This is a genomic window from Aerococcus sp. L_32 (assembly GCF_050689315.1).
In genome coordinates, this window is sequence record NZ_JBOEQF010001157.1 from 1 (window position 1) to 581 (window position 581).

Genomic DNA, 581 nt, shown 5'->3' on the forward strand with positions numbered 1-581 from the left:
CTTCTTAGGTAGTCTTTCTTCCATTGCTTGGCTTCGTGGGACATATGAACTTGGACATTGAAACCAATTTTGGCAGACATCACACCTGAAGAAATCCCCAAGTTACCTGTAGTCCCAACAACTACAGTGTACTGTTTAAAGAAATCTTGGAATGTCTTAGTCGCAAATTTCGAATAGTCATCGTCATAACCTGATAATAATTTCTCTTCAAAGGCTAATGCTTCTGCATGACGTAAGACTTCATAAATAGCACCGCGGGCTTTTATTGTACCTGCAATTGGCAACAAATCATCCCGTTTTAGGAACATTTGGCCAGGAAATGAAAAATCATAAGTGGTTTCTAACGCGTTCTTAAATTTGTCAATGTCAGAAATTGGCGATTCAATCAGACCATCTAAAGCCACCGTATCTTCGAAGACTGCTTTGATAAATGGTGCAAATCGTTTTAATCGTGCCTCTGCGTCTTTAATCTCTAGGACTGACACATCCAGTTGCCCTTTTAAGTTCTTGAAAGGTACATGGCTATCATTCTCCCAAAAAACGGGCTTACGGTCACGAATATCACCTAATGTTCTTTGATT

At 39.6% G+C, this 581-nt stretch carries 1 protein-coding gene; it reads right to left on the minus strand.

From position 1 onward, the window contains the following. Positions 1-581: pyridoxal-phosphate dependent enzyme (locus ACRCJ0_RS18690; protein ID WP_431391698.1), on the minus strand; the 581-nt coding region annotated here is incomplete at both ends.